General features: G+C 39.0%; 16 protein-coding genes. 9 read left to right on the top strand and 7 right to left on the bottom strand.

What is annotated here, in order from left to right:
• Nucleotides 1–53: 53 nt before the first annotated feature.
• Nucleotides 54–1085 (bottom strand): dihydroorotase, encoded by a 1032-nt coding sequence (pyrC, locus tag CZ809_RS06855; protein ID WP_080156688.1) that lies wholly within the window; start codon nucleotides 1083–1085, stop codon nucleotides 54–56.
• Between the two features lie 169 nt (nucleotides 1086–1254).
• Nucleotides 1255–3222, bottom strand: a complete 1968-nt coding sequence (locus tag CZ809_RS06850; protein ID WP_080157174.1) for a methyl-accepting chemotaxis protein — start codon at nucleotides 3220–3222, stop codon at nucleotides 1255–1257.
• A gap of 387 nt (nucleotides 3223–3609) precedes the next feature.
• On the opposite strand from CZ809_RS06850, the gene hinT reads away from it, so the two are divergent.
• The 6 genes from hinT (at nucleotide 3610) to CZ809_RS06820 (ending at nucleotide 8356) form a co-directional block, all read left to right on the top strand.
• The gene (gene hinT, locus CZ809_RS06845; protein ID WP_080156687.1) at nucleotides 3610–3960 is read left to right on the top strand and encodes a purine nucleoside phosphoramidase; all 351 of its coding nucleotides are present in this window, start codon (nucleotides 3610–3612) and stop codon (nucleotides 3958–3960) included.
• Nucleotides 3961–4157: 197 nt separating this feature from the next.
• Nucleotides 4158–4553, top strand: coding sequence for a YcfL family putative periplasmic lipoprotein (locus tag CZ809_RS06840; RefSeq protein ID WP_080156686.1), 396 nt, complete (start codon nucleotides 4158–4160; stop codon nucleotides 4551–4553).
• Nucleotides 4554–4586: 33 nt separating this feature from the next.
• Nucleotides 4587–5180: a penicillin-binding protein activator LpoB gene (gene lpoB, locus CZ809_RS06835; protein WP_080156685.1), complete on the top strand. Its 594-nt coding sequence runs from the start codon at nucleotides 4587–4589 to the stop codon at nucleotides 5178–5180.
• 35 nt (nucleotides 5181–5215) lie between these two features.
• The gene (locus tag CZ809_RS06830) at nucleotides 5216–6133 is read left to right on the top strand and encodes a phosphotransferase (protein ID WP_080156684.1); all 918 of its coding nucleotides are present in this window, start codon (nucleotides 5216–5218) and stop codon (nucleotides 6131–6133) included.
• A 215-nt stretch (nucleotides 6134–6348) separates the two neighbouring features.
• Complete coding sequence (ycfP, locus tag CZ809_RS06825; protein ID WP_045039371.1) at nucleotides 6349–6888, top strand: alpha/beta hydrolase YcfP; 540 nt, start codon at nucleotides 6349–6351, stop codon at nucleotides 6886–6888.
• Between the two features lie 178 nt (nucleotides 6889–7066).
• Complete coding sequence (locus CZ809_RS06820; RefSeq protein ID WP_080156683.1) at nucleotides 7067–8356, top strand: NAD(P)/FAD-dependent oxidoreductase; 1290 nt, start codon at nucleotides 7067–7069, stop codon at nucleotides 8354–8356.
• Between the two features lie 85 nt (nucleotides 8357–8441).
• Here the strand turns inward: CZ809_RS06820 and bamJ are convergent, their stop codons facing one another.
• From bamJ to CZ809_RS06795, 5 genes are all read right to left on the bottom strand, one after another.
• A complete protein-coding gene (gene bamJ, locus CZ809_RS06815) occupies nucleotides 8442–8915 on the bottom strand; it encodes a BamJ family beta-barrel-assembly machinery protein (RefSeq protein WP_080156682.1) in 474 nt (157 codons plus the stop codon).
• Nucleotides 8916–9012: 97 nt separating this feature from the next.
• Nucleotides 9013–9261, bottom strand: a complete 249-nt coding sequence (locus CZ809_RS06810) for a YecH family metal-binding protein (protein WP_080156681.1) — start codon at nucleotides 9259–9261, stop codon at nucleotides 9013–9015.
• Nucleotides 9262–9361: 100 nt separating this feature from the next.
• Nucleotides 9362–9913, bottom strand: a complete 552-nt coding sequence (locus CZ809_RS06805) for a GNAT family N-acetyltransferase (protein ID WP_080156680.1) — start codon at nucleotides 9911–9913, stop codon at nucleotides 9362–9364.
• Between the two features lie 85 nt (nucleotides 9914–9998).
• Entirely contained in the window at nucleotides 9999–13457 is a 3459-nt protein-coding gene (gene mfd, locus CZ809_RS06800; RefSeq protein WP_080156679.1) for a transcription-repair coupling factor, read from the bottom strand.
• Nucleotides 13447–14031, bottom strand: a complete 585-nt coding sequence (locus CZ809_RS06795; RefSeq protein ID WP_080156678.1) for a PilZ domain-containing protein — start codon at nucleotides 14029–14031, stop codon at nucleotides 13447–13449. Before CZ809_RS06795 ends, mfd begins: the two co-directional genes overlap by 11 nt.
• Before the next feature lie 242 nt (nucleotides 14032–14273).
• Here CZ809_RS06795 and lolC point away from each other — a divergent pair, with 242 nt between their 5' ends.
• The 3 genes from lolC to lolE are packed head-to-tail and all read left to right on the top strand — an operon-like array spanning nucleotide 14274 to nucleotide 17408.
• Nucleotides 14274–15482 carry a lipoprotein-releasing ABC transporter permease subunit LolC gene (lolC, locus tag CZ809_RS06790; protein WP_080156677.1) on the top strand — a complete coding sequence of 403 codons (1209 nt, stop codon included), beginning with the start codon at nucleotides 14274–14276 and terminating at the stop codon, nucleotides 15480–15482.
• Nucleotides 15475–16164 (top strand): lipoprotein-releasing ABC transporter ATP-binding protein LolD, encoded by a 690-nt coding sequence (lolD, locus tag CZ809_RS06785; protein WP_080156676.1) that lies wholly within the window; start codon nucleotides 15475–15477, stop codon nucleotides 16162–16164. The genes lolC and lolD overlap by 8 nt, the downstream gene beginning before the upstream one ends.
• Complete coding sequence (lolE, locus tag CZ809_RS06780) at nucleotides 16164–17408, top strand: lipoprotein-releasing ABC transporter permease subunit LolE (protein ID WP_080156675.1); 1245 nt, start codon at nucleotides 16164–16166, stop codon at nucleotides 17406–17408. The genes lolD and lolE overlap by 1 nt, the downstream gene beginning before the upstream one ends.
• The last annotated feature ends 510 nt before the right edge of the window (nucleotides 17409–17918 follow it).

Genomic DNA, 17918 nt, shown 5'->3' with positions numbered 1-17918 from the left:
AAAAAGGCTTCCTGTAATAGGAAGCCTTTTTTGTCATCATAAAAGCGGTTAAATTAAGCGAGTACTTTCCAAGTCATCATTTCACCGGCTTTAATTGGCACCACGGTATCATGACCAAATTGCATTTCTTCAGCAACTTGCCATGCTTCTTTGGTTAATGTAATGGTGTCGGTGTTACGGGGCAGGCCATAAAAATCAGCACCATTGAAACTGGCAAAGGCTTCTAATTTATCCAGTGCGCCTGCTTGTTCAAATACTTCAGCATATAATTCAATTGCAGCATGAGCGGTGTAAGAGCCAGCACAACCACAAGCCGCTTCTTTGCGTCCTTTGACATGGGGTGCGCTGTCTGTGCCCAAGAAGAACTTCGCATTGCCGCTGGTTGCTGCAGCAACTAACGCTTGTTGATGAGTATTACGTTTTAAAATCGGTAAGCAATAGAAGTGCGGACGAATACCGCCAACTAACATATGATTACGGTTAAACATTAAATGGTGCGCAGTAATGGTCGCTCCAACATTTGGACCTGCATTGGTTACAAACTCAACCGCATCAGCCGTTGTGATATGTTCAAGTACGATTTTTAGTGCGGTAAATTCATTAACGATAGGCGCTAATACGGTGTCTAAGAACGCTTTTTCACGATCAAAAATATCAACATCATGATGGGTGACTTCACCATGAATCAGTAGCGGCATGCCGACTTGTTGCATGGCTTCTAATGCTGGGCGAATATGATTGATTGAAGTAACGCCTGAATCTGAATTGGTGGTGGCCCCCGCAGGGTAAAGTTTAGCGGCGTAAACATGACCAGAAGCATGTGCACGCTGAATTTCTTCAGCTGATGTTTTATCGGTGAGATAAATAACCATTAGCGGTGAGAAGTTACCTTGAGGGTTTACTTGAAGAATGCGGTCACGGTAGGCTAAAGCAGATGTGGTATCTGTAACAGGGGGAATAAGGTTTGGCATGATAATCGCGCGTCCCATATAACGGCTAATATCACGAACTGTATCAGCGAGTACGTCGCCATCACGTAAATGTGTATGCCAGTCGTCCGGACGTGTAATTGTTAACATCGTCATTTTTTCTTCCCTCCCAAAAAATTTGTCCGATTCTAAAAGTATCACACGCTGAAGTAAAGTTGATAAATCAAACAATGTGGTTAATTGCTGCTTTAAAAAGCAATCGTTTGCTGGTAGCGGTAGATAAATGAAGAAAACTCACCGACTGTGTCGCCGGTGAGTGGGGTAATTATAATTTAAAGCGGCTCACGAGAGTATTTTGTTCAGTTGCTAAGTGTTCAAGCTTGACGCCCGTATCAGCCATTTTTTCCATAGTGTTATAACTATTATCAGCAATGTGGCTAATGTCTTCTAAACTACGGGCTATTTCTGTTGTCGTACAACGTTGCTCTTCGGCCGCTTGTGCAATTTGTGTACTCATATCACTTATTTCAATGATAATCGCTTGAATTTCTTCCATTGAACTATTGGCATTAGAAGCAAGGCTAATACTGTTATCCATTTCAGTGACACAGCTTTGCATCATATGCATAGCCTGACCGGAGCTGGATTGTAAGTTTTTGATCATATCTTCAATTTCTGCAGTAGAGTCGGTGGTGCGTTTGGCTAATACACGTACTTCATCTGCGACCACGGCAAATCCTCGTCCTTGCTCTCCGGCTCTTGCTGCTTCAATAGCGGCATTAAGGGCTAATAAGTTTGTTTGATCCGCAATATTACGAATAACATCCAAAATGGAGCCAATATTACTGCTCATTTTTTGTAATTGTTGAACAGCCTGAACGGATTCATCCAAACGAGTAGAGAGTTGATGGGCGGTATTGATATTACTGGTCATTACCTCACGGCCTGTTGCTGATGCTTGCTCTACTTCATTTACGCGCTCCATGGTGATTTGCGCGCTTTTTGATACATCAGTTACAGAGTGTTCCATTTCAATCATGGCTGTTGCTGCAGAAGCCGTTTGTTGACGTTGATTATTTAACCGTTGCTTTGCTTCAGCTGTTGTGGCGTGGTTCTCCGTTGCAACGGTGCTTAATTCTGATGATGTGTGGCTAATTTGGGTTAAAATTTGTTGTAAGTTCTGCGCCAGCATGTTGATGTGATGATTAAGTTGACTAAATTCAATAAACGTACTGGCTGCTGTTCGCTGTGTCATATTACCAGCGGTGAGTGCTTCTAACGTTTTTAATATCGCCATTAAAGGCTGACGCACACTGCGAGCTAAATACCAGCCGACGGTAATAGCTAACAAGATCACTGCTATACCAATGATAATAGCTTTTGTCACCACTTCAGAGTAGGTCGTATCTGCTGTTGCAATCGTATTACTCATCTGGCTATTTGCTTGTTTATTGAAATCTCCAACAATAGTCATAGATTGGTTAATTTCTTTCGCTAACGTTGCAATATTACTGTAAAGGCGGTGTTGTGCCTGAATGTATTCAAAATGCTGGTCGAGAACGCCACCAGTACGACCAATATCAAGTCCATATTGTTCTACTGATTTGCCGAAAGCTTGCGTTAATTCTGGTTGTAATATAGATAAAGAACGAAAGGTGTTTTTAAGGTGATTAACGCTAATTTTGTTACTTCTAATGGCTTTTTCGATCTCGGCAGTATTATCAGATGCTAGGGCATCTAAAGTGATCGTTTCTGTTTCTTTTAATTTTAAGAAATAGTTTTTAGATAACATTTTAACGGTAAGGTTATCTTGCTCATTAATAAACTCTTTCATACCAATATTCAATTCTGTTTGTAGTTGCTGAAATTGACGCGCAGATTGTTGGCGTTCATTAGTAGCAAGCAGTAATAAGCGATAATTGGTCATGGCAATAGTGGCTTCAGTAAAATAACGTTGTTCTAATTCGGTTAATGCTTGAATCGATTTTTCTAATTGAGGATTATTTTTTGTCACTTGTTGTAATTGATTTCGAGCTTGTTGAAAGAGGGTAGTTTGTTGTTCAAATTCTACACTATAAGCTGCCATTGCTGTTGGATCTTGGCTGGTCAGGTAATCTTTAAAAATTTTATCAGCGACAAGCAGTTGCAGACTAACATTATGTGATGCTGAAACTAGGGGTAAGGCACCAGTTGTAATGGACTTTAATTGATTGTGAATACGATCAACGCCATCAAGCATAAACATAATAGTGATAACAAATAGTGCTACTAAGATAGCGAAGCCTAAGTACATACGACGTATGACAGAGGTTTGAGATTTCTTTTTCATAATATCCCTAATTTCATAAAGTTCGAGAATTGCGCCGTTAATGATCGTAATATCCTTTATAGCGATGGCGCTTGGTATAAAAGCAACTCTAAAAGTGATTGATTTAATTGTTATAATTGATATTTGTAATATTACGTTAGTTTGATTTATCTATCGTCTTGAACTTCAAAATCTTAACTTTTTGGCGTTAACATTGATGAATATTTTGATGGTGATTGCAAAAAAAACGGTAAAACATGAAATGAGGTGCGAAAAAAGTGTTTAAAACAGTGTTCAATATTGCCCTCTAGACGTGGGTAGCGCATACTTAGCTCAGAACTAATATAAGCTGATTATTTAATGGAGTCAGGTATGGCTGAAGAAACTATTTTTAGTAAGATTATTCGCAAAGAAATTCCAGCAGATGTTTTATATCAAGATGAGTTAGTGACCGCATTTCGTGATATTAATCCTCGTGCGCCAAGCCATATTCTTATTATTCCAAACAAATTATTGCCAACAGTTAATGATGTTGAAGCTGAAGATGAATTGATGATGGGGCGTATGTTTACGGTTGCACGTAAGCTTGCAGAAAGTGAAGGCGTTGCTGAAGATGGTTACCGCTTGATTGTTAACTGTAATCCTTTTGGTGGCCAAGAAGTGTACCATATTCATATGCATTTATTAGGCGGCCGCCCATTAGGGCCAATGATTGTTAGCTAATAAGTCATCAATTCTTAGCATCAAGTTGCAATAGAATAAGTTGAGAATGAAGCTTGAGTAGTAAAATGGCTAATCTGCTAATAATGATGAGCTGTTGGTCACTCAAGCTTTTTTCATTTTATTGAGTAGACTTATAATATTAATTCGTAATCCATTGAAATGTAGGAGGCTACAGCCTAGCTGTATATTAATGTAGCATGAAATATATATCTATATTGTCGATATTGTTTGTAACACTTATTTCAGGGTGTAGTGGTTCAGCAATATCAACGATCAGTCTTGAAAATAGTAACCATCATGTTGTTATTGGAAATACGGTATTAGCCAATAAACTTCAATTTAGTCATTCGAAAACACAACGGAATGACGGTTATTTGCATGCATCTGTTGAAGTCATGAATAAAACTGACGTAACCATATCATTGAACTATCACTTTTATTGGTATGATGCGAATGGATTAGAAATAAATCATTCACCGTCAGCATCACAAACATTGATCATTAATCCTCATCAAGTTTTGTTATTGCAAGGTCTTGCTCCTAATACAGCGGCAACGCAATATCGTATTGTTGTGGGTGAAACATACAATTAACGAATAAGAATAGTGACATTAAAGGTAGTGAAAATGAAAAAGAGTGTAATGGCCTTGTTAGCAGCAGCAACGTTATTAGGGGGTTGTGCTCAACCGATTAATTACGGTGGTGGATTACATGGACTTGAAAGTGCGGTAACTAACTTTGGATCCAATGATTTAGAGAAATTATCATCATCAATGGTTGATAAAATGTTAGCGTCATCGGCTGTGCGTTCTATGACCGCGAGCGGCGAACCCATTGTTGTGGTTGATAGTATTAAAAACCAAACTCGTCATCATGTTGATACACAAGATTTAACGGCGATAATTACTGAGCGTTTACAAGATTCTGGTAAATTTAAATTTGTTGATCCTGCCCGCGTAAAAGCGGTGCGCCAACAGTTAAATTTCCGTGAAGATGATCGTTTTGTAAATCAAAGTACGGCTATTCAATTTGGTAATATGGTTGGTGCTCAATATATGTTGTATGGCCATGTATCGACGGTAATGAAATCAACATCAAATGGCAAGCAAGCTTATTATAAAGTGACAATGCGTTTGATGGATTTGAAGTCAGGTGTGATTGAGTGGTCTGATCAAGATCAGGTTATTCAACGTGCATCAACCAATAGTGCCGCTTGGTAATTATACTGCTTTAGTATCAGGTGAGGAGTAGCAATATGGCTGATTATAAACATTTTGATTGTGATCTTTTAATTGCCTTACCTGATACTGAATTGATATCAGCATGTGAACTCACGGGAGGATTGACAAATCGATGTTGGAAACTCTCCTTATTTCACCCGTCAATCAAGCAGACTAAGCAGTATGTCTGGCGGCCATTTTCTATATCTGCGCAAGCATTTGGTATTGAACGCCAGCATGAGTATCAATTATTGTCGCTGATTGCTGATACTAAATTAGCACCACAACCATTACAGTTAGTTGTAAGTACAGACAAACCGACACCGCAAGTGATAGGGTTGGTGGTTGAATGGTTATCTGGCGTAGAAGCGACCACGACATTTTCTGATCAGAGCCTGTGTCAGTTACAAGCAAAAGTACATCAACTTCCCTTACCTTGGTGGCGATTGGATGTACATCAACGTGCCAAACAGTATTGGCAACACCTCCATACTGACCACCACACCTCGTCTCTAGTTTCAATCTACCATTTTTTTCAGAGCCAGCCATTGCCAGTCGCATTTGATGATTGTTGCTGTCACTTTGATCTCGGACGCTATAACGTTATCGTGCCATCGATTAATACCGACACTATTGCCAGTGCCAAAATTATTGATTGGGAATATGCAGCTGCAGGGGATCCCAGTTTAGATTTAGCGATGACTATTATTGCTAATGAATTAGATATTGAACAAGTAGTTAATGATTATTGTGATTATCGTGCGCTTATCAATGACGAAACGGTATTTAATAAACAGCAGTGGTTAGCGGCTGTTATCGCATGGCAGCCATGGTGTCAGTATTTGGCATTATTATGGTATTTGGTTGGCTACGACATTTGGCAGCAACCTGAGTATTTACGACAAGCTTCGCAATTGCAGCAGCAACTCATTGAATATATTAATAACTGTTGATTGATATATACAATTATTGTGTATCAAAATAATCAGTAACTTATGATAAGTAATACACAAACAGAGATGGTGCTTTGGGGCTTGAATCTGTTTTTGTAGGCGAGATCATGTTTTTTGTTTTAAATTTGTTAAAACATTACTTGGATTATGGATTTAACTCGTCGATGTCGGTATAGATAGTAAGTAAAATTATTACTAGATAGCGAGAGATAACAATGATTATTTATTTACATGGCTTTGATTCAACAAGCCCAGGTAATCACGATAAAGTATTGCAATTGCAGTTTATTGATTCTGATGTTCGTTTTCTAAATTACAGCACACTTCATCCCAAACATGATATGCAACATCTTCTAAAAGAAGTGCATAAATTGCTTGAAACCAGTAATGATCCTCAGCCTTTAATTTGTGGTGTTGGCCTTGGCGGTTATTGGGCGGAACGGATTGGATTCTTATCAGGTATAAAGCAGGTCATGCTAAATCCTAATCTGCATCCTGAGCGTAATATGGAAGGAAAAATAGACCGTCCAGAAGAATATGAGGATATTTTGACAAAGTGTGTAACAAATTTTCGTAAAAAAAATACAGGAAATTGTCTTTGTATCCTTTCAACTCATGATGAAGTGTTAGATAATCAGCAAACAAAAGATGCGCTAGATCAATTTTACGACATTATTTGGGATGAAAAAGAATCCCATAAGTTTGCAAAAATATCACAGCATCTACAAAAAATAAAAGCGTTTAAAGCGCAGTAACAACGGAACCATTACCTCCTACATATCACAGACGGGTCGTAGATCCGTCTGCCTACATGCGTGAGCTAATACTTTTTCGCCTAGCAGTCTTTATGCGTGATTATTTACTATCAGCAGACTGCTATGCAATTCAGTCTTTGTCAGTTTTTAAAAATCATAAAATAGAGAGGAAGCTATCTTGACACGTATAATCGTTGTGGGTGGTGGTGCTGGTGGCTTGGAGTTAGCTACTAAATTAGGTCGTACATTAGGCCGTAAACGTCGTGCAGAAATCACATTAGTTGATCGTCGTGCTAGTCATTTATGGAAACCGTTGTTACATGAAGTAGCAACAGGCTCATTAGATGCAGGTGTTGATGCGATTAGTTACCGCGCACATGCTAAAAATCATTCGTTTGATTTCCAGATGGGATCATTACAAGATATTGATCGTGAAACAAAAACGATCACATTAGCAGCATTATATGATAAGCAAAATGAGCTATTGGTACCTGAGCGTTCGTTAGAATACGATATTTTAGTCTTAGCGCTAGGTTCGACCTCAAACGATTTTAATACTCAAGGTGTACGTGATAATTGTATTTTCCTTGATAGCCCCGAACAGGCACACCGTTTCCGTAGTGAAATGAATAATCAGTTCATGAAGTTACATGCTAATAAAGATCAAAAAACGGTTGATATTGCGATTGTTGGTGCAGGCGCAACGGGCGTTGAACTGTCTGCTGAGTTACATAACGCTGTTCAAGAACTTCATAACTACGGTTTTGGCGATCTTGATAGTTCACGCTTAAACATTAACTTAGTGGAAGCGGGTGAGCGTATTTTACCTGCATTGCCACCACGAATCTCACAAGCGGCACATAATGAGTTAACTAAATTAGGTGTAAATGTTCGTACTGCAACCATGGTGACTAAAGCTGATGAAACAGGCTTAACAACTAAAGATGGCGAACATATTCCGGCACAAATTATGGTTTGGGCAGCGGGTATTAAAGCGCCTGATTTTATGAAAGATATCGCGGGTCTTGAAACTAACCGTATTAATCAACTTGTCGTTAAACCAACGCTACAAACCACCCGTGATGATAACATTTACGTTATTGGTGATTTAGCATCATGCGTGCAAGAAGATGGTTCGTTTGTACCACCACGCGCTCAAGCTGCACACCAAATGGCAAGTCGTTGTTTCTCTAATATCGTGGCTAAATTATCAGATCGTGAGCAAAAACCTTACATCTATAGTGACCATGGTTCATTAGTATCATTGAGCCGTTTCTCTACTGTCGGTAGCTTAATGGGTAACCTGTCTAAAGGTTCGATGATGGTTGAAGGCCGTATTGCTCGTATGGTTTACATTTCATTGTATCGTATGCACCAAATGGCGTTACATGGCATGTTTAAAACCGGTTTGATTATGTTAGTTGGACGTATTAATCGTGTACTTCGTCCAAGCTTAAAACTGCACTAAGATTTTTTCATGCAATAAAAAACGCCAGTATGATAAACGCTTGTTAATTGAGCGTCATACTGGCGTTGTTATTAGTGCTGATTATTTAGTTAATCTTAAATAATTCAACATCAAAAATAAGTACAGAGCCAGGTGGAATACTACCTGCACCATTATTACCGTAAGCAAGATTTGCGGGAATAAAGAAACGTACTTTTTCACCAACAACCATATGTTGTAAGCCTTCGGTCCATCCTTTAATTACTCGGTTTAATGGGAACGAAATTTTTTCGCCACGATCAACTGAGCTATCAAATACAGTACCATTAATTAATGTACCGTGGTAATGCACAGTTACTGTATCCGTTGCTTTTGGGTGTTCAGTGCCAGTACCTTGTTGTAGAACTAAATATTGCAAACCAGACGCAGTCGTTTGTACGCCTTCTTTTAGTTTGTTTGCAGCAAGAAATTCCTGCCCAATTTTAATATTTTCTTGCGCTGCCTGTTTGTTGCTGTAAGAGCGATAAAGAAAAAATGCAACTAATGCAGCGATAACGACTGCGATAATAATTTTTGGCACGAGTGTGTCCTTACTTAATAAAATTGATTTATCTTACCATTACTCGCAATAGCAAACTCGCAAAATTATCTGCCTTTTAAATCAGAGATATTATTTATTAATGGTGACAGATTTTATCTCGATTTGTGTGTAAGTTTTCACCGTCAAGTGTGATTTTATTACGAGATAGAAGGAAAGTAATCAACGCATCTAATGATAGATCATTTAATTTACAGGTATGAAAGTGGAGGTTAGTTCCCCAATGTTGTTCAACATACGCGTGTAATGTTTTGATGGTGAAAGGTATTGATGTATCTGCAATAAGGTTTAGTACATCGTGACCATGGCGACTTGCTGTTGTATTCATAATGAGTAACTATTTTTTTTTGAATAAAGAATAAGCAATGTTAGCTGAAATTGAGGTGCTAAAGATTGATGTATACCAATATCAATACAGTTAACGCTACTTAATATAAATCTTGTGGTATGAGTGAATATACATAGCCATTAATGGGTATATTTTGATAAAAAATACGGTTTCTCGCCTCGCATTCAAAAATGGCATTACACGCAAGTGCAGTTTTTTGACTGGCATAATTATCTGTATGGGTAATTATTTCTAAACGGGTTAGACCTAACATTTGAAAAGCAAATTGAATAATAGCGAGACTTGCTTCAGTCGCCATACCTTGGCGATGATAATTGTGGGTGATCCAATAACCGAGATTTGCGGAATTAAATAATGGCACAATGGCACTTAGTGAAACTGCGCCAATAAAGTCATCATTAAATCGATCAAAAATAGCAAGCTCATAACTGTAATCATGTTGCCAACTTAAACGGCTAGCTTCGATCCATTCGTGAGCTTGTTGTTGATCAAAATCAGCATCACACCATTCTAACCAAGGTTGAAGATACTCACTTGATTGGGTGACAGCGTCAACAAAAGCATTTAAATCTGCAGTCTTAAATGGACGTAAAATAAGTCGAGGCGTAGTAAGTTCAAAGTCAATTTTCATGATAATTCTAGTTTATGACGTAGTTGTGGTAATTTATGACAATCAAGAAATCGCCCCAGATGCTATGTCTAGGGCGAGAGGAGGGTTAAATCATATTTTCTCTAAACTGATTTAGTAGATCTTCAATAAATTTAACTCTCTTTTTACGATCTGTTTCATTTGATACGATTTTTAATTTTGTTGGTCCTTCCATTCTGAAATGCTGAGGCTGTGTTTGCAGTAAACCAACCAGAAAGTGAGGGTTAATGGCTGCATCTTGTTTAAATTCAAGATAGCCCCCTTTTTCATTACTCTCAACTTTCTTAACACCAATAATAGCGGCTTTAAGTTTAAGGCTATTAACGGTAATTAGGTTGATAGCAGCATCAGGTAAAAGACCAAATCGATCAATTAACTCTACTTTAATTTCATTAAGCTCATTATCATCTTTCGCACTAGCAATACGTTTATAAAGTGATAAACGGGTATTAATGTCCGGAATATACTCATCAGGTAGTAATGCTGGAATACGCATTTCAACTTCAGCTTGTTGTTTGAGTAGATCATCGAGTGTCGGCTCTCTACCTTCGCGCAATGACTCTACTGCTTGTTCTAGCATTTCCATAAAGAGGCTAAAACCAACAGATTGAATTTGACCACTTTGCTCATCACCTAATAGTTCACCTGCGCCCCGAATTTCTAAATCATGGGTGGCAAGCGTAAAGCCTGCACCAAGATCTTCTAGTGATGCAATGGCTTCTAAACGTTTCACCGCATCTTTGGTCATACGCTTTGGATGTGGTGTTAGAAGGTAAGCATATGCTTGGTGGTGAGAACGACCGACACGCCCACGCAATTGGTGTAGTTGTGCTAGGCCAAGATTATCTGCACGATCCATTATAATAGTATTGGCTGTGGGGACGTCAATTCCGGTTTCAATAATGGTGGTACACACGAGTACGTTAAAGCGTTGATGGTAAAAATCACTCATAATTCTTTCCAGTTCACGTTCGCGCATTTGGCCGTGAGCAAATGTTACTCGCGCTTCTGGAATTAATTTGGCTAAATCTTCTGTGGTTTGTTCAATACTATCGACTTCGTTATGCAAGAAATACACTTGTCCACCACGGCTAATCTCACGCAAGATGGCTTCGCGAATAATATTTTCATCACTTTGACGTACAAACGTTTTAATCGCTAAGCGACGTGCAGGTGGTGTGGCAATAATTGATAAGTCTCGCATGCCGCTCATCGCCATATTCAGTGTTCGAGGAATTGGGGTTGCGGTTAGTGTTAAAATATCAACATCAGCACGAATAGCTTTGATCTTTTCTTTTTGACGAACACCAAAGCGGTGTTCTTCATCCACAACCAATAGTCCGAGATCATGGTAATTAACGCTGCTATTGAGCAGTTTGTGAGTACCAATAAGAATATCAATCTTACCTTCTTCAACATCAGATAGAATTTGTTTTTGTTCTTTGGCTGTTTTAAAGCGCGATAATACTTCAACGCGAACGGGCGTATTGGCAAAACGGTCTCGGAAATTTTCGAAATGCTGCTGTGCCAATAATGTTGTTGGTACTAAGATAGTAACTTGTTTGTTGTTATCTACTGCAACAAAAGCGGCTCGCATTGCGACTTCTGTTTTACCAAAACCGACATCACCACAAACCAAGCGATCCATGGCTTTTGGTTGGCACATGTCAGATAGAACAGCATTAATGGCTAATGCCTGATCATAAGTTTCTTCGTATGGGAAACTGGTGCAGAAATCAGCATAGCTTTCGCGATCAAGCTTGAATTTAAAGCCTGGTTTGAGCTCACGCATAGCATAAACTTCAAGTAACTCGGCGGCAACATCACGCACTTTTTCTGCCGCTTTTCGCCGTGCCTTAACCCACGCTTCACCGCCTAATTTATGAATGGGCGCTGTTTCTTCTGCGCCGCCGGAGTAACGGCTAATAAGGTGCAATGAAGCCACTGGGACATAAAGCTTAGCACCACCTTGATATTCAAGAGTGACATATTCGGTTTGAATCCCACCAGCTTCAAGAGTTTGAAGTCCTTGATAACGACCAATACCATGGTCGATATGAACTACGGGTTGTCCTACCTGTAATTCAGCAAGGTTACGAATGATGGTATCAGCATTAACTGTGGTTTTTTTATCATTACGACGGCGCTGTTGAATACGCTCGCCAAGTAAATCGCTTTCACAAATAAAAGCAACCGCTGGCTTTTCAAGAATAAAACCATTTTCAGCAGCGCCAATAACGAGACAATGTTTAGCTTTATCCACCATTGCAGCATCAAGGTTATCAAAAACGGTTGGACGTAGTTTTATGCGCGCTAATAGATCAAATAATGCTTCTCGACGACCTTCCGAGGCGACAGAGAAAATGATTTTCCCTTTAAATTGCTCAGTAAAGTGACGTAATTCAGCTAACGGCTCTTTGAGTTGATGATTAATTGTTATAGCTGGGACGGGGGTTAAAGCTGGGTTATAGCGACCTGCTTTGTCTGCATCAATTACTTCACGTTGTATACGTACACGAGGCAGTTGCTTAAAGCCAGCAAACATTTCATCTTTAGTTAGCCATAATTCTTTAGGCGCAAGTAAAGGTCGTAGCGGATCAACGCGACGTTGGTCATATCGATACTCTGCATCATGTAAGAAAGTGTCGACCGCAGGCTCTAAATCACCGAGTGTCACTAATAGCGCATTGGTTGGTAAATAATCAAACAGAGTATCGGTATGATTAAAAAATAGTGGCTGCCAATATTCGATACCAGTTGGCCATATTTTTTTACTAACCTGCTGATAGATAGATTCAGGCTCTCGACGCGCTTCAAAACGTTCGCGCCATCGCATACGGAAGTTTTCTATTGTTAGCTCATCGGTTGGGAACTCATGCGCTGGTAGTAGATCTATGGTATTGATTTCAGCTGTTGAGCGTTGATTTTCAGGATCAAATTGACGAATAGAGTCTACTTCATCATCAAAGAAATCAATGCGGTATGGTGCGTTACTACCCATTGGGAACAGATCAACCAATGAACCACGGCTAGCATATTCACCGTGCTCCATCACTTGATCAACGTGACGATAACCTGATGCTTCTAGTTGTAATCGCAGTTTTTCAAGTGAGATACGATCGTCTTTTTTAACGATTAACGCATGTTGGTGAATGAATTCTTTAGGTGTTAATCGCTGCAAAAGTGTGCTGATAGGGACTAAGATAATACCATTTTTTTGTGTTGGCATTTTATATAAGCGAGCTAAGCGCTCAGAGATAATATCTTGATGTGGAGAGAAATTATCATAAGGTAATGTTTCCCAATCAGGGAAAACATGGACGTCAAGATCACAAAATTGGCTGATCTCTGGCTGTAGTTTTAACGCAGTTTGCGTATCTGCAACAACGGCAAGTATAGGACCATTATATTTAGTGGCTATTTCTGCTAATGACAATGCCAACGCAGAACCAGATAAATTACCGATGTAACGATTATCCCCAGATTTTTTTGGTAAGGGGATTGAGAGTAATGTTTTATTCGTCATTGTTATTATTCATGTTTCGTTGTTGGGCCCGCTGACGTAAAAGCTTTTGTTGGCAATGCAGTGCAGCACGGATTAATAAATCACGATCTTCTTCTAACAGTCGCATATAGCGTAACTGAATTAAAAAACGATCATCTAAAGCGGAGCAATTAACCACCTCAGCATAACAATAAATTGCAGCTGCTGGGTGATCTAAAAATAGTTTAACGGTGACATTTTGCCCAAGAGTAAAAGGCTGTGGGCTATGAAAGCTCAGATTACTAGCACCAAAAGTTTCGGTTATATAACGATAATTAGCATTATCTTGTTGAGATAGCACGTAAGATAACAGCAGGTTTATTTTACTATTTTGAGCACTAAGATAATCAATTAATGCTTTACTGTCTTCTTTTCCAAAGTTGGTTAATAGACGTTCTGCATTTTCTTCGAGCGTGTTACATTCGCGGGCTATACGAAACAGTGGTGGTATTTCTGCACTGAAGGTATCGGCATTGGGAAGAGGCTTACCATCTGCTAATGGTTCGACATTGATTGTTAGTCCTAAGTGAACTGAAAAATATTCATCTTGTCTCATTGCTTACTCACTGCCAGTTAATTGTCATCGAGTGTGTCACTGTTGAAGGTTATCAAACTAAAAATAATAGCGGTGACATTTGTGTTAATTATTACTTAGTGCGTACCTACGAGCAAGCGATCTCAGTAAAGTGGATAACTTTTACTCTCTGTTTTTACATTACATTTACCTTGCTAGATGGTAAATAGACCCGTTAACGCGTATTCTTGAGCTATCAAATAAAGGAGTGGTTTTTCAATCCTATGTTTCATCCTGTATCTTTTTTTATTGGCTTACGCTACTTACGTGGACGTTCAGGTGACCGTTTTAGTCGCTTTGTTTCCTACATGTCAACTGCGGGCATCACAGTGGGGGTGATGGCATTAATTACAGTAATGTCCGTCATGAATGGTTTTGAACAACAACTTAAAGATCGCATTTTAGGTGTGTTACCACAGGCAATTGTTACTAACGCTGATGGTCGAGTACCACTTTCCGAGCATGTGCCAAATGTTTTAAAACAGCTACCGCATGTGACTAAAGTGACAGCCATAACGCGTGGTGAAACGATTATTCAGAGTGCGAATTCATTAGCAGCTGGCATGATGATTGGTATTGAACCTAATCAATATGATCCTATTGCTGATCATTTGATGGTTGGATCACTGAAAGATCTACAACCAGGTAGCTTTAATGTCATTATTGGTCAATCACTTGCCGTTGAATTAGATGTTCAGCCAGGGGACAAGATTCGATTAATGGTAACCAGTGCCAGTCAATTTACACCATTAGGACGCTTACCAAGTCAGCGTAATTTCACTGTGTCTGGTATTTACGATACAGGTTCTGACGTTGATAAACAGCTAGTATTCACTAATATTTCTGATGCTGGACGGTTATTGCATTACAAATTGGATCAAATGTCGGGGTGGCGTTTATATCTAAATGATCCGTTTGCGGTAACAGAGTTAGCTAAAACACCATTACCAAATGATTGGAAGTGGTCAGATTGGCGTGAACAGCGTGGTGAGTTATTTCAAGCGGTTAAAATGGAAAAAAACATGATGGGACTGATGCTTGGATTGATTATCGGTGTTGCTGCATTCAATATTATTTCGGCACTGATTATGGTGGTAATGGAAAAACAAGCTGAAGTTGCGATTCTAAAAACTCAAGGGATGACCCATCGACAAGTCTTGACATTATTTATGGTGCAAGGCTCAAGTAGTGGTGTTATTGGTGCTCTATTGGGTGGCGTATTTGGAGTCATCGTGTCGCATTACTTAAATCCAATTATGGCATTCTTTGGGGTAAATCTTGCTGTTATTGGGGGTTCTCTTCCTGTGGACTTTGAACCAATGCAAATATTGACTGTTATCGTTGGCGCTATTCTTTTGAGCTTATTAGCGACTATTTTCCCATCTTATCGTGCGGCAGCTGTCCGTCCTGCTGAGGCTCTTCGTTATGAATAATGCATTATTATCTTGTCATCAATTATGTAAAACATATCAAGAAGGCGAGTTACAAACCGAAGTTTTAAAACAAGTAAATATTGATATTGCTGATCATGAATTGGTGGCTATTGTTGGTTCTTCAGGATCAGGTAAAAGTACTTTATTACATATTCTTGGCGCGCTGGATGAACCGACCGATGGTGAGGTGTTTTTTAAGGGGCAACGTTTAGATACCTTAAGTTCAAATAAACAGGCGAAAATTCGCAATCAAGATATTGGTTTTGTGTATCAATTTCACCATTTGTTAGCTGATTTTACAGCCACTGAAAATGTTGCCATGCCACTATTAATTGGTGGGGTAGCAATCAATGAAGCCCGTACTCGCGCACAAGATATGTTAACAATGGTTGGATTGGATCACCGCTTTGAACATCGGCCATCAGAATTGAGTGGCGGCGAACGTCAACGGGTTGCTATTGCACGCGCGTTGGTCAATAACCCTGCGATTGTATTAGCCGATGAGCCAACAGGTAACTTAGATCATCAAACCGCTTTAGATATTTATGATCTGATGCGTAAGCTCAATGCAGAATCGGGTACCGCATTTTTAGTGGTGACTCACGATACTAAATTGGCATCAAAACTTGATCGCTGCATGCATATGCAAGATGGTATTTTAGCTGAGGTTAAGGAGAAGTAATGTTTCGTCCGTTATCTCTCTACATTGGCAGCCGTTTTAATCGTTCTAAAAAACGAAATCGTATGGTGTCATTTATTTCTTTGTCTTCAATGCTCGGTATTGCTGTAGGCGTTGCGGTGATCATTATTGGCTTATCTGCCATGAATGGTTTTGAACGTGAGTTACAAACTCGAGTACTTTCCGTTATTCCTCAAGGTGAATTACAAGCGGTACAACCACCATTGAATAATTGGAAACCGTTATTAAAGCAAGTAGAACGGCATCCTCATATAACTGCTGCCGCGCCTTATGTCGAATTTACAGCCTTGCTTGAAAGAGGTACTAAACTTAAAGCGGTTGCTGTTCGTGGTATAGATCCGAAAGAACAACTTAAAGTCAGTGAGTTACCGCGTTATGTTAAAGATAATGCATGGTCACGATTTTCAGCGGGTAAGCGTGAAGTCATTTTAGGTCAAGGGGTTGCGACTAAACTTCAATTAAAGGTTGGTGATTGGATCACGGCAATGATTCCAAATACTGACCCGCAAATGAAGCTCCGTGCGCCTAAACGCATTCGATTACAAGTTGTGGGTTTGCTTGCTTTAGGTGGACAAATTGATCACAGCCTTGCCATTGTTCCATTACAAGATGCTCAACAATATTTAGATATGGGGCAGGGTGTTTCGGGCATCGAAATGAATGTTGATAATGTGCTTAATGCCCAGCAAATTGTCAAAGAAGTGGGTGATACATTACCTGTTTATGTTTATCTGAAAAGCTGGACCCAAAAATACGGTTATTTGTATAGAGATATTCAGATGGTTCGTACCATTATGTATTTGGTTATGGTACTTGTTATCGGTGTTGCTTGTTTTAATATTGTTTCAACATTGATGATGGCAGTGAAAGATCGTGCGGCGGATATAGCAATATTACGTACCATGGGGGCAAGTGATAGATTGATTAAATCTATCTTTGTCTGGCATGGGGTATTATCAGGTGTATTAGGCAGTATTATTGGTTCATTGTTTGGTTCATTAATTGCAATCAACCTAACACATATTGTCCGTGTCATAGAGAAAATTATTGGTCATCGGTTCTTGTCTGGTGATATCTATTTTGTGGATTTTTTACCGACACAATTAGCTTGGCAGGATGTAGCAATTGTTATGGCTACCGCAATTGTCTTGAGTTTGATTGCTACATGGTATCCAGCGACACGAGCAAGTCGATTACAGCCAGCACGAGTATTAAGCGCTAAGTAGTAATGAATCGAATGTGTTCTGTTTAATGTAAACTGAAAAGCGGAGCCTATGGTTCCGCTTTTTTGTCTTTGTTCTTTTATGGTGAGCTTACAGATACTCATTTCTGTAATTATGTGTTTTTTGATGGTTAATTCGTAATAAGTTCAATTGGCATTGATAAATAAATATAAAAGTAAGTTAAAAAAGTGCTTAAGTTGACTTAAAATAATGCGGGTAGGTTAATTTTTGGCCGTAAATGTGAATATGATTATAACGATGTGTTCGTTTTTTTTTATTTTCTATTTTTTTATTTTATCATTTGCTAATGATGGTTCATAAAAAAAACAACACACGTCAGTGCTGATGCCGCTTGAGGTTTGCCTGAGTTTTCTGAGATTAGTTTATCTAGCAGATAAATAACGAACACTGTTCTTTTTTTTGTGAATTTATATTGTTTAATTTAACACGGCCATTTTTACATGATAATTTGATGTCACTTTAAAAAAGCAAATGTGCTGTAGTCGTTATTAG

Source organism: Photobacterium piscicola (genome assembly GCF_900166965.1).
Taxonomy (GTDB): Bacteria; Pseudomonadota; Gammaproteobacteria; order Enterobacterales; family Vibrionaceae; genus Photobacterium; species Photobacterium piscicola.
Note: the sequence above shows the minus strand (reverse complement) of the source record. Positions and strands in the feature narration are given on the sequence as shown.

Excerpts from the sequence above, each read along its gene's own strand:
- hinT (WP_080156687.1), top strand. The coding sequence starts at position 3,610 with ATGGCTGAAGAAACTATTTTTAGTAAGATTATTCGCAAAGAAATTCCA.
- pyrC (WP_080156688.1), bottom strand. The coding sequence starts at position 1,085 with ATGACGATGTTAACAATTACACGTCCGGACGACTGGCATACACATTTA.
- lpoB (WP_080156685.1), top strand. The coding sequence starts at position 4,587 with ATGAAAAAGAGTGTAATGGCCTTGTTAGCAGCAGCAACGTTATTAGGG.
- CZ809_RS06810 (WP_080156681.1), bottom strand. The coding sequence starts at position 9,261 with ATGAATACAACAGCAAGTCGCCATGGTCACGATGTACTAAACCTTATT.
- lolE (WP_080156675.1), top strand. The coding sequence starts at position 16,164 with ATGTTTCGTCCGTTATCTCTCTACATTGGCAGCCGTTTTAATCGTTCT.
- CZ809_RS06795 (WP_080156678.1), bottom strand. The coding sequence starts at position 14,031 with ATGAGACAAGATGAATATTTTTCAGTTCACTTAGGACTAACAATCAAT.
- lolC (WP_080156677.1), top strand. The coding sequence starts at position 14,274 with ATGTTTCATCCTGTATCTTTTTTTATTGGCTTACGCTACTTACGTGGA.
- CZ809_RS06840 (WP_080156686.1), top strand. The coding sequence starts at position 4,158 with ATGAAATATATATCTATATTGTCGATATTGTTTGTAACACTTATTTCA.
- CZ809_RS06805 (WP_080156680.1), bottom strand. The coding sequence starts at position 9,913 with ATGAAAATTGACTTTGAACTTACTACGCCTCGACTTATTTTACGTCCA.
- mfd (WP_080156679.1), bottom strand. The coding sequence starts at position 13,457 with ATGACGAATAAAACATTACTCTCAATCCCCTTACCAAAAAAATCTGGG.
- ycfP (WP_045039371.1), top strand. The coding sequence starts at position 6,349 with ATGATTATTTATTTACATGGCTTTGATTCAACAAGCCCAGGTAATCAC.
- CZ809_RS06830 (WP_080156684.1), top strand. The coding sequence starts at position 5,216 with ATGGCTGATTATAAACATTTTGATTGTGATCTTTTAATTGCCTTACCT.
- CZ809_RS06850 (WP_080157174.1), bottom strand. The coding sequence starts at position 3,222 with ATGTACTTAGGCTTCGCTATCTTAGTAGCACTATTTGTTATCACTATT.
- lolD (WP_080156676.1), top strand. The coding sequence starts at position 15,475 with ATGAATAATGCATTATTATCTTGTCATCAATTATGTAAAACATATCAA.